Annotated in this window: 12 protein-coding genes and 1 pseudogene; 7 read left to right on the forward strand and 6 right to left on the reverse strand. The window is 67.2% G+C overall.

Going from position 1 to position 12019, the window contains the following annotated elements; genetic code table 11:
• Nucleotides 1-20: 20 nt before the first annotated feature.
• Genes QE405_RS13765 through QE405_RS13785 form a run of 6 tightly spaced genes read right to left on the reverse strand, consistent with a single transcriptional unit; the run spans nucleotide 21 to nucleotide 4701 of the window.
• Entirely contained in the window at nucleotides 21-1064 is a 1044-nt protein-coding gene (locus QE405_RS13765; protein WP_307201645.1) for an LLM class flavin-dependent oxidoreductase, read from the reverse strand.
• Nucleotides 1061-1309: a 2-hydroxymuconate tautomerase gene (locus tag QE405_RS20965; RefSeq protein ID WP_373459465.1), complete on the reverse strand. Its 249-nt coding sequence runs from the start codon at nucleotides 1307-1309 to the stop codon at nucleotides 1061-1063. Before QE405_RS20965 ends, QE405_RS13765 begins: the two co-directional genes overlap by 4 nt.
• A gap of 1 nt (nucleotide 1310) precedes the next feature.
• On the reverse strand, nucleotides 1311-2798 hold the full coding sequence (locus tag QE405_RS13770) for an aldehyde dehydrogenase (protein ID WP_307201647.1): 1488 nt from the start codon (nucleotides 2796-2798) through the stop codon (nucleotides 1311-1313).
• Entirely contained in the window at nucleotides 2791-3522 is a 732-nt protein-coding gene (locus QE405_RS13775) for an alpha/beta fold hydrolase (protein WP_307201649.1), read from the reverse strand. The genes QE405_RS13770 and QE405_RS13775 overlap by 8 nt, the downstream gene beginning before the upstream one ends.
• 4 nt (nucleotides 3523-3526) lie before the next feature.
• On the reverse strand, nucleotides 3527-4078 hold the full coding sequence (locus QE405_RS13780) for an amino acid synthesis family protein (RefSeq protein ID WP_307201651.1): 552 nt from the start codon (nucleotides 4076-4078) through the stop codon (nucleotides 3527-3529).
• Nucleotides 4075-4701: an amino acid synthesis family protein gene (locus QE405_RS13785; protein WP_307201652.1), complete on the reverse strand. Its 627-nt coding sequence runs from the start codon at nucleotides 4699-4701 to the stop codon at nucleotides 4075-4077. The genes QE405_RS13780 and QE405_RS13785 overlap by 4 nt, the downstream gene beginning before the upstream one ends.
• 230 nt (nucleotides 4702-4931) lie before the next feature.
• On the opposite strand from QE405_RS13785, the gene QE405_RS13790 reads away from it, so the two are divergent.
• The 7 genes and pseudogenes from QE405_RS13790 to QE405_RS20970 all read left to right on the forward strand — a co-directional run.
• Nucleotides 4932-5357, forward strand: coding sequence for an ester cyclase (locus QE405_RS13790; RefSeq protein ID WP_307201654.1), 426 nt, complete (start codon nucleotides 4932-4934; stop codon nucleotides 5355-5357).
• 26 nt (nucleotides 5358-5383) lie between these two features.
• Nucleotides 5384-5887, forward strand: a complete 504-nt coding sequence (locus QE405_RS13795; protein WP_307201656.1) for a flavin reductase family protein — start codon at nucleotides 5384-5386, stop codon at nucleotides 5885-5887.
• A gap of 55 nt (nucleotides 5888-5942) precedes the next feature.
• Nucleotides 5943-6635 carry a GntR family transcriptional regulator gene (locus QE405_RS13800; RefSeq protein ID WP_307201658.1) on the forward strand — a complete coding sequence of 231 codons (693 nt, stop codon included), beginning with the start codon at nucleotides 5943-5945 and terminating at the stop codon, nucleotides 6633-6635.
• Nucleotides 6636-6681: 46 nt separating this feature from the next.
• The gene (locus QE405_RS13805; RefSeq protein ID WP_307201660.1) at nucleotides 6682-8181 is read left to right on the forward strand and encodes an NAD-dependent succinate-semialdehyde dehydrogenase; all 1500 of its coding nucleotides are present in this window, start codon (nucleotides 6682-6684) and stop codon (nucleotides 8179-8181) included.
• Nucleotides 8182-8864: 683 nt separating this feature from the next.
• On the forward strand, nucleotides 8865-10298 hold the full coding sequence (locus QE405_RS13810) for a purine-cytosine permease family protein (RefSeq protein WP_307201662.1): 1434 nt from the start codon (nucleotides 8865-8867) through the stop codon (nucleotides 10296-10298).
• Nucleotides 10295-11749: an aldehyde dehydrogenase family protein gene (locus tag QE405_RS13815; protein WP_307201664.1), complete on the forward strand. Its 1455-nt coding sequence runs from the start codon at nucleotides 10295-10297 to the stop codon at nucleotides 11747-11749. The genes QE405_RS13810 and QE405_RS13815 overlap by 4 nt, the downstream gene beginning before the upstream one ends.
• A 76-nt stretch (nucleotides 11750-11825) precedes the next feature.
• A pseudogene (locus QE405_RS20970) lies at nucleotides 11826-11930 on the forward strand (FAD-binding protein); the annotation flags it as partial.
• Nucleotides 11931-12019: the final 89 nt, after the last annotated feature.

Raw genomic sequence — 12019 nt, forward strand, 5'->3', positions numbered from 1 at the left:
GACCATCCCGCAACTCTCGGTCACTGGAAAGCAGGCAACACGTGCTCGATAAAGAGCTCCAGCGAACGCCGCTTTTCCTCGTGGCTCATGCTGTTGTCGATCCAGAAGCTGTACTCGTCGTAGCCGAGCGCCTCGTACCCACGGATCCGGGCGATGACCTCGTCCGGCGTACCGATCATCGCGGTGTTGCGGAGCGACTCCGGCGTGAACTCCGGACGCTCGGCGAACTTGGACTCGGGGCTGGGTTCGAGGAAGCCGTTGAGCGGGGTGGTCTTGTTGCCAAACCACGCGTCGAAGGTGCGGTAGAAGCGGTTGATTGCCTCGGCCGCGGGGCGCCATCCGTCCGGGTCGTCCTCGCTGTGAACGTGGGTGTGGCGAAGGACCATGATCTCGGGGCGATCGGAGTGGGGGTTCGCGGCGCAGGCATCGTTGAATTTGCGCATGAGGTCCTCGACCTCCTCGTCGCCCTTCATCAGCGGGGTGACCATGACGTTGCATCCCTCTGCGACGGCAAACTTGTGGGACTCGGGGTCGCGGGCCGCGATCCACATCGGCGGGTTCGGCTGCTGCAACGGTTTCGGAACGCTCGTGGAGGTGGGGAACTGCCAGGTATCGCCGTCGTGGGCGTAATCGCCGCGCCACAGCTCGCGGACGGCTGGGACCAGCTCGCGCAGGTGCTTTCCTCCGTCGGTCGCGGGCAGCCCGCTGGCCACCCGGTCGAACTCGTACTGGTAGGCGCCACGCGCCAAGCCGATCTCGGCGCGACCGTTGCTGATAACGTCGAGCAGCGCGCACTCGCCGGCGGCACGGAGGGGGTGCCAGAACGGCGCGATGATCGTGCCTGCACCGAGGCGGATTGTGGACGTCTGACCCGCCAGGTAGGCGAGCAGCGGCATCGGGTTCGGGGAGACGGTGTACTCCATCGAGTGGTGCTCACCGATCCACACCGTGCCGAATCCACCAGCCTCGGCCATCTGGGTCAGCTCGGTCAGGTTCTCGAAGAGCTCCCGGTGCGTGACGGACTCGTCCCATCGCTCCATGTGGACGAATAGGGAAAACCTCATGACTGCTCCTGGCTCTGCGTAGCGGAGGGGGAAACGGGAAGATTTTCGGATAACTGGGCGTCCATCTCAGCGATCGTGGTGTCCGCCGTGGACCAGTGAGTGCGGGGAACTTCGTGTACGACGACGCGGATGTGCTCGTCCCGCGCCCCCGTTGTACGGGCAACCGCCTGGTGCACCTCGCGCAGGAGGCCTCGGACCTGCTCCGACGTCCGGCCTGCGGCAAGAGTGATGGCGACGTGGGGCATCTCAGCTCCTCAGCACGAATGGATCAGCCACGGGCTCTTCGCTCGTGTTGACCCAGACGCTCTTGAGACGGGTGTATTCCTTGATCGTCTCGGTGCCGTGCTCGATGCCGACGCCGCTGGACTTGAAGCCCTGACGCGGCGACATCGGCGACATCGCGCGGTAGGTGTTCAACCAGATCGTGCCGGCCTCGAGACGGCTTGCCATCCGGTACGCACGAGACAGGTTGGAAGTCCAAACGCCGGCGGCGAGGCCGTACTCGGTGTCGTTCGCAAGGCGGACGACCTCCTCCTCGGAGTCGAACGGCATGATCGCGCAGACGGGGCCGAAGATCTCCTCGCGGACGACGCGCATCGAGTTGTCCACGTCCACCAGGACGGTGGGCTCGTAGAAGTAGCCGCCGAGACCGCCGCCATCGGAAGGCCGGCCGCCGGTGAGAACCCGCGCGCCCTCCGCGCGGCCCAGGTCGACGTACCCACCGACCTTCTCCTGCTGGTCGGCGAAGGCTAGCGGACCGATCTCAGTGGCCTCGTCAAGCGGGTCACCCATCCGGATCCGGGCCGCGCGCTCGGTCACCCGCTCGAGCAGCTCGTCGTAGACGGAGCGGTGAGCGAAGACCCGGCTTCCCGCGATGCAGGTCTGGCCGGCAGCTGCGAAGATGCCGGCGACGACACCCATGGCCGCGTTGGCCACGTTGGCATCCTCGAACACGATGTTCGGTGACTTGCCGCCCAGCTCGAGCGTGGATCCGATGAACCGGCCTGCCGTCGCCGAGGCGATCCGGGCGCCGGTCGCCGTACTGCCGGTGAAGGAGATCTTGGCCAGGGCCGGGTGGTCGACGAGCGGCTGGCCGGCCTCCACGCCGTAGCCGGTGACTACGTTGACCGCCCCCGGCGGGAGCCCGGCCTCGAGCGCGAGCTCGGCCAGGCGAAGGATGGTCGCGGAGGTGTACTCCGACGGCTTAATCACCACAGTGTTGCCGGCGCAGAGTGCTGGGGCGAGCTTGCTGGTGGTCAGCGTCAGCGGCGAGTTCCAGGGCGTGATTGCGCCGACTACGCCCAAGGGCTCGCGCATGGTGTAGTTGAGGACGGTGCGGTCCGACGTCGGAATGAAGTCACCGTGGATCTTGTCGGCCAGCCCGGCGTAGTAGTAGTAGTACTCCGGCAGCCCGACCATCTGCCCGGCCATCTCGCGCAGCAGCTTGCCGTTGTCGAGCGTCTCCATGCGGGCGAGCTCCTCGGCCTTCTCCCCGATGAGGTCGCCCAAGCGTCGAAGCAGATGGCCACGCTTGGTCTGGCTCAGGTCGCGCCACCGCGCGTCCTCGAAGGTCGCACGCGCGGACTGAACGGCACGATCGACGTCCGCAGCTTCGCCGCGGGCGGCGGAGTACAGCACCTCGCGGGTGGCGGGGTTCGTGCTCTCGAAGTACTCGCCGGACGCGGGCGGGACGTGCTCGCCTCCGATGACGTGGTTGAGCTTCTTCTCAGACATGGGCAATGCCTCCAGTTGCGGTGAGAATGCAGTCGACGACCGCGTCGGGGCTCTGGAGCGGGAGCATGTGCCGGGCACCTGGTACCACGATTGGCACACAGCCGGGAATGGCGGCCGCGAGGCGGTGAGTCATGTCGGGTGTGGACCCGGGATCCTCCTCCCCCGTCACGGCGACGGTGGGGACGGCAATGCTCCCGAGCTCCGTCCCGATCTGTGCATCCGCCGTCGCGAAGACCCTGTAACAGTTGAGAAAGGACTCGACATCGTTGGCGAGCAGGGTCGCCTTCGTACGCCGCACGAAGTCTGCGTCAACATCGGTGCCGTCGAACCAGCGGACGAGCGACGCCTCCGTGGATGCCTTGAAGTCGGCCGCCGCCACGTCGAGCCGACTGAGGACGGCATCGCGCTCTCGCACAGTTCGCTGACACACGGAACTGACGAGGGTCAGCGAGGCGACCAGCTCCGGCCGGCGCAGGGCTAGGTGCTGCGCGATCAGCGCACCGAGCGAGAACCCGACCAGGTGGGAGCCGCCCGGGATGCGACCGGCCACGCCGTCGGCCAGGTCGGCTAGCGTCGCGCCCGCCGGGACCGGCGGGTTCGCACCGTGACCCGGCAGGTCCAGCGCGATGATCTCGAAGCGGTCCCGCAGTAGACCGCCGACCGGCTGCCAGACCGTGTGGTCGAGGCCTACTCCGTGGAGAAGGACGACGGACGGCTTGCCCATGACGTCACTGCTCGGTGGAGAGAGATGCGAGGCGCTGCTGGGGGCGACCCTGCGTCGCCGCAGCGAGACCGATGACGATCTCGTTCGGGTGCGGAGCGTCGGCGACCCGGACCTCGATCGACTGGTGGTGCGAGCGGATGGTCGCGTCGGTGATGTGCTTGAGCGGGATGTCGAAGACGATGCCAGCCGGACCGCGCTTCTCCACGGCAGGAAGCAGGGTGGTCGCGTTAGCGGCCTTGCGGAAGTGGTCACCGAACTTGAGCGTGTGGATGAGCGCGGAGCCGTGCTCGATCTCCCCGTCGAGGCCCACGATCGCGGCCTTGCCGTAGGCCTCGGCCGGCTCGCCGAGCGCCTCGAGTACAGCCGGGGCCAGCAGGGCGCCCAGATCGGACGCGTTGGCGTCGATGCCGGGCATCAGGTCCTCGACGAAGCCCTGGTCCGCCCACGGGTTCTCGATGACCGCGGCGACAATGGCAACCCGCGCCGCCGGCGTCACCGGGCGTCCACCCTCGGCGTGGATCTCCTCGACGACGGTGACGATTTTGCGGATGTTCATGAGACTGCTTCCTCCAGGGTGTGGGAGCTAACGGTGGGGTCGGTCGTGCGGTCACCGATGCGCGGGTGCGGGCGCGGACCGGTTGACGCCGCAGCGATGACCACGATCTCGTCGGAGCGAGGGGCATCGCCCACCCTCGCACTGATGGTCTGGTAGTGACTTCGGGTAGCAGCGTGCACCTTGTGCCAGAGCGGAACGCTCAGTTCCTCACCTGCCTCAGCACGTGTATCCGCGAAGCAGATGATCGACTCCCCTTCAAGAAACTCCCTCATGAGGTTGCCGAAGTACGGGGTGTGGATGAGCGCGCCCGCGTGCTCGATCTCGCCGGCGGTCCCGACGATCGCGGCCTTTCCGAACGCCTCGATGTCATCCACCCTGCCCAGGGAGTCGAGGAGCAGGTCCGTGAGCAGCCGGGCCAGCACCGGGGCCACCCGCGCCTGCTCCTCGAGCAGGTCGGTCTCGACTCCGGTGCCCACCCAAGGATTGCGCAGCACGGCACCGACGCTCGCACGCCGGGCGGCCCGGTCGGGAACACGGCCCGCCTCCGTCACGACCTGGTCGACGTAGGTGACGACCTTGCGAAGCCCAATGTCTTCGTGGACGGGGCCATCAGTCTCTTGCATGGCACAACACAATAGAGATGCATGCAACAACCGTCAACTAGCCCAGCGCTCTCCTGGCCGATTTCCCCCGCGACCTGCCTTCAGACTGCAGTCATTCTACGCCTCGGGACGCAGGTACACCGACGCTTCTGGCCGCGTGGATCGTCCCAGCTACCGCCATTGACACCCTCGTGAGGGCCATGCATTACTGGTTCTTGCATGCATCAACCGCATCGACCTGGAGGACATGGATGCCCACCACCGACGCACGTCGCGCGACCATCCTCAATACCTGGGCGGCCGCCTGGGACCGCGGGGACGTCGATCAGCTCGACACGCTCCTCAGTCCCGACTACCAGCGCCACAGCAACGGTCCAGGCATCCAGAGCCGTGACGCGTTCAAGGCCTCGATTACGGCATCGCGCTCCGCGTTCCCAGACCTGACCACCGTCATCGACTCGATCGTGATCGAAGGCGACGAAGCCGCCATCCGCTGGCACAGCACCGGCACGCATCAAAACGCCCTGCTCGGGGTGCCCGCGACCCACCGAAGCGTGGAAGTTTCCGGCGCCACGTTTGCCAGGTTCGAAGGCGACAGCATCGTCGAGGAGCACGTGACTTGGGACCCGCGGTCATTGCTCAGCGCCCTCGGGATCATCAGCGTCGGCCAGGACTGACCACGAGAAGGACATCGGAGACCTCCATGAACACCGCACTCACGAAGCCCGATCTCGACTTGATGAAGCAGGTCAACCGTCAATTCGTCACCGGTGTCACCGTCGTGACGACGCTGGACGACGAGACACCGAAGGGACTTGCCGTCAACGCGTTCTCGAGCATCTCGCTCGACCCCGCAACCGTGATGGTCTGCGTCCAGCACACCTCCAGCACCCACGACTGCCTCTTCCGCGCGTCCCACCTGGCGATCAACATCCTGTCGACCGGGCAGGTCGACGTCGTCAATCGTTTCGCCACCCGCTCTGACGACAAGTTCGCCGGCGTGGACTGGACGCCGGGCCCCTTCGGCAGCCCACTCATCACCGGTAGCAGCGCCCAGATGGAGGTCGCGATCCGGGAGCGGCTGCGGGCAAGCACGCACACCGTGTTCATCTGCCGGGTCATCCACGTCGCCGTGAGCGAAGCGGACCCAATGATCTACAGCGCCGGCAGGTTCTTCGACGGTGGCGCACTCGCGCCGCTCGGCTGAGCACCGGTCGGACACTTCCAGCATGGGCAGCGCACTACGGAGGGTGGAGCAACGAATGAGCCGACCCCACGGCGAAGCCCCCCCATCGATCCAGGGACGCGTCATCGCCGCGATGCGCGAGCGCATCATCAGCGGATCGCTTGACGCCGGCGCGCTTCTCTCCGAGGTCGCGATCGCCGAGGAGTTCGGCGTCAGCCGAACCCCGGTGCGGGAAGCGCTGAAGCAACTCCAGACCGAGGGCCTGGTCGAGATCCGTCCTCGGGTCGGCACCTTCGTGACCTCCCCTTCGCGGCGCGAGATCACCGAGCTCTTCGAGATGAAGGAGCTCCTCGAGGGCGCCGCAGCCCGACTCCTCGCCCAGCGGGGAAGGGTGCCCGAGATAGACGAACTCCTGCTCAACCTCGAGGATGCGAATGAGGCTGTCGCCCGGGACAACCGGCGCTGGTACGCCGCGCTCGTCCAGGAGTTCCACCAGTTGCTGATCCGCGGCGCCGACAACAGCAAGCTAGAAGCTCACTACCGGACACTGATGAACCAGCTCGCCTATCCAAGGCTGGTCACGACGTCCCTGTCCCAGCCCGGCCGCCCGCTGCAATCGGACCAGGAGCACCACCTCGTCCTCCAGCTGATCATGGCCAAGGACGGCGACAGCGCCGAGCGCGTCATGCGCGAGCACGTGCGCGCCAGCCGCCGCGCGCTCTTCGCCGGCCTTCACCACGACCACCAGCACGGCGCCCAGGCCCACTGAACCTCTCGCGTCTGCCATCGCCTCCCCGACGAAATCGGACTTCCTCATGACCTCGACTCCCCAACGCACCCGCCTCATTCCAGCCACCGTCCACGGCACCATCGCTGCCCTCGACCCCGAACGCGGCCAGCACATCGCCGGCCGTGGTTTAGCCGCCGCCTCCGGTGCGACCTTCACCGTCGTCGACAAGGCCACAGGCGAACGTCTCGCAACCTTCGCCGACGCCGGCGCAACCGAGGCCAACGCGGCGGTCGACGCCGCCACCGAGGCATTTCCAGCCTGGGCGGCGACCCCGCCCCGGGTCCGCGGCGAGGCACTCCACCGAGCGTTCGAGCTGATGCGGGGCCGCGCCGACGAGCTCGCCGCGATCATCGCCGCCGAGAACGGAAAGTCACTCGCCGACGCTAGGGGAGAAGTCGCATACGCCGCAGAATTCTTCCGCTGGAACGCAGAAGAAGCGGTCCGTCCCGCCGGTGACTACGGCGAGTCCCCCGCTGGCGGCGCCCGCACGATCGTCACCTCCCACCCGGTCGGTGTAGCCGCTCTGGCGACCCCGTGGAACTTCCCGGCCGCGATGGCGACCCGGAAGATCGGCCCCGCACTCGCCGCGGGTTGCACCGTCGTCCTCAAGCCCGCCGCGGAGACCCCTTTGACCGCTCTTGCGGTTGTCCGCATCCTCGAGGAGGCCGGCGTTCCCGCGGGGGTCGTCAATGTCGTCACCACCACCGACCCCGGGTCCGTCGTGGGCACCTGGCTCGCCGACGATCGGGTCCGCAAGATCTCCTTCACCGGCTCCACGGGCATCGGCCGGCTGCTGCTGCGTCAAGCCGCCGACCGCGTCGTGAACCCGTCCATGGAGCTGGGCGGCAACGCGCCTTTCGTTGTGGCGCCAGACGCCGACGTCGACGCTGCCGTTGCGGGCGCGATGGTTGCCAAGTTTCGCAACGGCGGCCAAGCGTGCACTGCCGCCAACTGCTTCTACGTCCACGCCGATGTCGCCGACGCCTTCGTCGAGAAATTCGGCGATGCGATCGAGGCGCTACATGTCGGCTCCGCTTTCGAGGACGGCACTGCGGTCGGCCCCCTGATCTCGGCCAAAGCCGTGGCCAGCATGACCAGCCTCGTTGAGGACGCCTTGGCGCGCGGAGCCCGCATCAGCCACCAAGCTCCAACCAGCACCCTTCAGGGCCACTTCTACCCGCCGACTCTGCTCGTCGACGTTCCGGCAGGCGCCGAAGTTGTACGAACCGAGGTCTTCGGCCCGGTCGCTCCGGTGGTCACCTGGACCGACGAGAGCAACCTGTTGGACCAGATCAACGACACCGAGTTCGGCCTGGCGTCGTACGTGTACTCGGGCGACCTCAGGTGGGCGCTCAAGTTCGCGGAGAGGATCGAGGCCGGCATGGTTGCCATCAACCGCGGCATCGTCTCCGACCCGGCCGCTCCATTCGGCGGGTTCAAGCAGTCGGGTCTAGGCCGGGAAGGCGCCCGAGACGGCCTGAAAGCCTTCACCGAAACCCAGTACATCTCTGTGGACTGGAGCTGATCAGGTCTAGCTTATTGGCTGCGGTCCGGCGCCAGCAGTTGCCGCCAGAGCCGCCGCGGACAGTCCTCGGGTCGGACCGGACCGGCTCACGCCACCGGGTACCGCAGCCGCGGTTCGCCACCAATTCCGCGCCGCAGTGGCACCTATCGGCTCGTGCCGCCTGCTCTCCGATGCTGTCCCCGCCCGTGGGCGCAGAGCGCAAGGACAGCACGGCGGCGCAGTCGGTCGGTGAGTCGGTGAGCACGGTGTCCTGCGGGAAATCGTCCGGTGGGCGGGCAGAGCTGTAAGCGGCCTGGTCCGGCAGCGCGCGGAGCGCGCCCGCCGTAGGCGTCGCCGGGGAAGTTCGCCATGTACGGCGTTATGCGCACGCCGAAGATTGAGATCTCGCCGCTTCGATCCGTTCTCCGATGGATCGGTAGTGCGGCGGGTGTATCGACCGGATGAAGCCTGGTGCCGTCGATGGCGGCGCAGCCGACCATCCAACTTGTTGCATGGCAGGAGCCGAATCACGACTCATTGCCATGCACTGCAACTACCGGTGCTGCGGGACCCAAGACCGATCTTGACGTCCTAACGAGGCATCCGTAACGTTTCCTTGCATGCAAGGGCTTCTCGGCGATGGAGCTGGAAGAGCCACGACATCGAGCCCCACTCGACTGAACATCTCCCGAGAGGAGAAGGTCATGGCCACCACGGGTGACCCGCACACCGACCTCGGCTACCGCGGAAGCGTTGCCAAGGTCGAGCCTTACGGCATCGAACACATCCCGGACTCCGAGCGCCACGGCAAGCCGTTCAACCAGTTCACGACGTGGACCGCGGCCAACCTCACGCTCAGCCTTCTCGCGGTCGGTTTCTTCCCGACCGTCCTTGGGCTCTCCCTGAGGGTCTCGCTGCTAGCCGCGCTTGTCGGAGCGGGACTCGGAGCGTGCATGATCGGGGCGCTCGCGACGATGGGCCAGCGACTAGGAGTGCCCCAACAGATTCAGGCGCGCGGCGGCCTTGGCTTCTACGGCAACTTCATTCCGGTCGCCTTCGTGAACGTCTTCGCCGCCGTCGGATGGGCCGGCGTCAACGGGGTCTTCGCGGTTCAGGCGTTGCAGCAGCTCGTCGACGTGCCCTTCTGGCTGGGTGGCACCGCTCTCTTCCTGATCATCGGCGCGCTTGCCGTGTGGGGCTACAACCTGCTCCACGTCGTCAACCGGATCGCGACCATCATCCTGGTGCTTCTCTTCTTCGCCATCACCATCCTTGCGATGGGCAAGGCCGACTGGTCCTACGGCGCGAACCCCGATGCGGCCTACTACATGGGCACGTTCGGCGGCTTCGTCACCGCTGCCGGCTACTTCTTTGCCTGGTTTCTCGCCTGGTCACCGTTCGCCTCCGACTTCGCGCGCTACCTCCCGGAGAGCACCTCGGTCCGCAAGGTCTTCGGCTGGACGACCTTGGGCAACTTCGTGCCCGCCGCCTGGCTCGGTTGCACCGGCATCCTGATCGCTAACTTCGCCGGCAACTACGGGCCCGTCGAAGCCATCGAGGAGCTCGCTGGCGGATGGGGTTGGCTCGCCATGCTGACACTTGTCTTCGCCTGCATCCCGACCAACGCCCTGACGGTCTACGGCGGGGCGCTCTCGATCCTCACCCTGCGCATCCCAGTGCCGCGGCACATCGGCGCCGCGATCATCACCGCCATCGCTCTCGTGGCCGGGATCGTGCTCCACGACAACATCTACACCCTGTTCTACGACTTCCTCCTGCTGTCGGCCTACTTCATCGCGCCGTTCGTCACGGTGCTCGTGCTCGACTACTGGGTCGGCGGGCGGCGCGACGCGACGCGCATCGGCGAGCTGTTCGATCCGCGGCGCGCGGTCGAATGGGGCTTCGTCGCGTGGATCGGCGGCGGACTTGCCTCCATCCCCTTCTGGATGTGGACGAGGTACACCGGCCCCGTCGCTGCTGCGAACCCGACCTGGGGTGACTGGTCGTACGTCGCGGGTGCACTCGTGGCCGCCGTCCTCTACCTCTGTCTTTCCCGCCTCCCTGCTCTGTCGACACTCCTGGGGTTCAACCAGCGCACAGCGGATTCGGCGCCCGAGGCCGAGGACGCGGTGGCATGAGCATCGTGCACGACGTGGATCTGTTCGTCGGCGGCGAGTGGCTCGCTGCCGGCGAGCGGGTGCCAGCCACCAGCCCGGCCACCGGCGAGCTGATCGCCGAGGTCAGCCAGGGAGGCCGAGTCCACGTGGCGCGGGCAGTCGCCTCAGCGAGCACTGCCTTCGACAAGTGGTCCCGCACCAACGTCCACGAACGAGCAGCCCTGCTGCACCGGCTCGCCGACATCTGCCTGGAGCGCAAGGAGGAGCTGGCCCGGGCCCTCACGCTCGACCAGGGCAAGGCGCTCTACGCCGAGGCCTACCATGAGGTCGACGACCTCGTCGGCTACTGGCGCGGCGCCGCCGAGGACGCCATCCGGCTCGCTGGCGACCTACCATCGACGATGCTGACCGGCTCGCGCGTACTGGTCGAGCGACGACCCGTCGGCGTCGTCGGTGTGATCACGCCGTGGAACTGGCCCTACACGATGCCCGCCCAGATCATCGCGCCAGCGCTCGCCGTCGGCAACGCGGTGGTGTGGGTGCCTGCGCCGAGCACGACGTACTGCAGCGCGGTGCTGATGCGGTGCATCGAGGCCGCAGGTCTCCCGGCCGGTGCGGTCAACTTCGTGCCCGGCCCCGGCCCGGTCGTCGGCGATGAACTCGCCGGCCATCCGGACGTCGCCGCCATTGCGTTCGTCGGATCGACAGCCACGGGATACGCGGTCGGCCGCCGGGCTGCCGGCAAGATCCAGATCCTCGAGATGGGCAACAACGGCCCCATGGTCGTGATGGACGACGCGGACCTCGGGCGCGCAGTCGAAGGCGCCATCGTCGGCTGCTTCCTGAACGCAGGTCAAAGCTGTGCCGCCGCGGAGCGGATCCTCGTGCACCGCGACGTCGCCGACGAGTTCGCCCTCCGTCTGACCGAGGCCACGCACAAGGACGTCAGCCTCGGTGATCCGTTCGATCCCGAGACCACGATGGGCCCGCTCAACAACGAGGGCGTCGCTGCCAAGATGGAGCACCACGTGGAGGATGCGATCGCGCGAGGAGCCACACTCGTCCACGGAGGCACAGCAAGATCCGACCTGCCGACCTCGCTGTACTGGGCGCCCACGATCCTCACGGGGGTCGCGCGCGACTCCGTCGTCGCCCAGGAGGAGACCTTCGGACCCATCGCGCCGATCATCCCGGTCGACTCGCTCGAGGACGCCATCGCGCTCACCAATGCGCTCCCCTACGGGCTGATGGCCTCCATCTATACGCGGGACTACGCCAAGGGCCTGCGCTACGCCGATTCGGTCAAGGCCGCGTGGGTGAACATCAACGAGTCCTCGAACCACTGGGAGCCGCAGTTGCCCTTCGGCGGCGGTGCCGGCACGCACAGCGGGACCGGCCGGGTCGGAGGGCGTTATGTCCTGGAGTCACTCACACAGACGCGTACGGTCGTCCTCGGTGGGCTCTCTTCCTGAACCGCTCACGCGCGGGTGCCTCGGGCCCGGGCCAGATCACGGAAGCATCATGAACCTCCACAACATCTCGCGACACATGCCCGCCACAGTCGACGTACTGGTGATCGGCGCCGGCGCCGCCGGCGCCGTCGCAACCCTGGAGCTTGTACGCCAGGGCTTCAGCGTCGTCTGCCTCGAACAGGGACAGTGGCAGAACCCGGCGGACTACGTAGGGGACAAGCCCCAGCTCGAGCTCACCCGCCTCAAGCAGTGGAGCTCGGACCCCAACGT

The organism is Nocardioides zeae (assembly GCF_030818655.1).
Classification (GTDB): Bacteria; Actinomycetota; Actinomycetes; order Propionibacteriales; family Nocardioidaceae; genus Nocardioides; species Nocardioides zeae_A.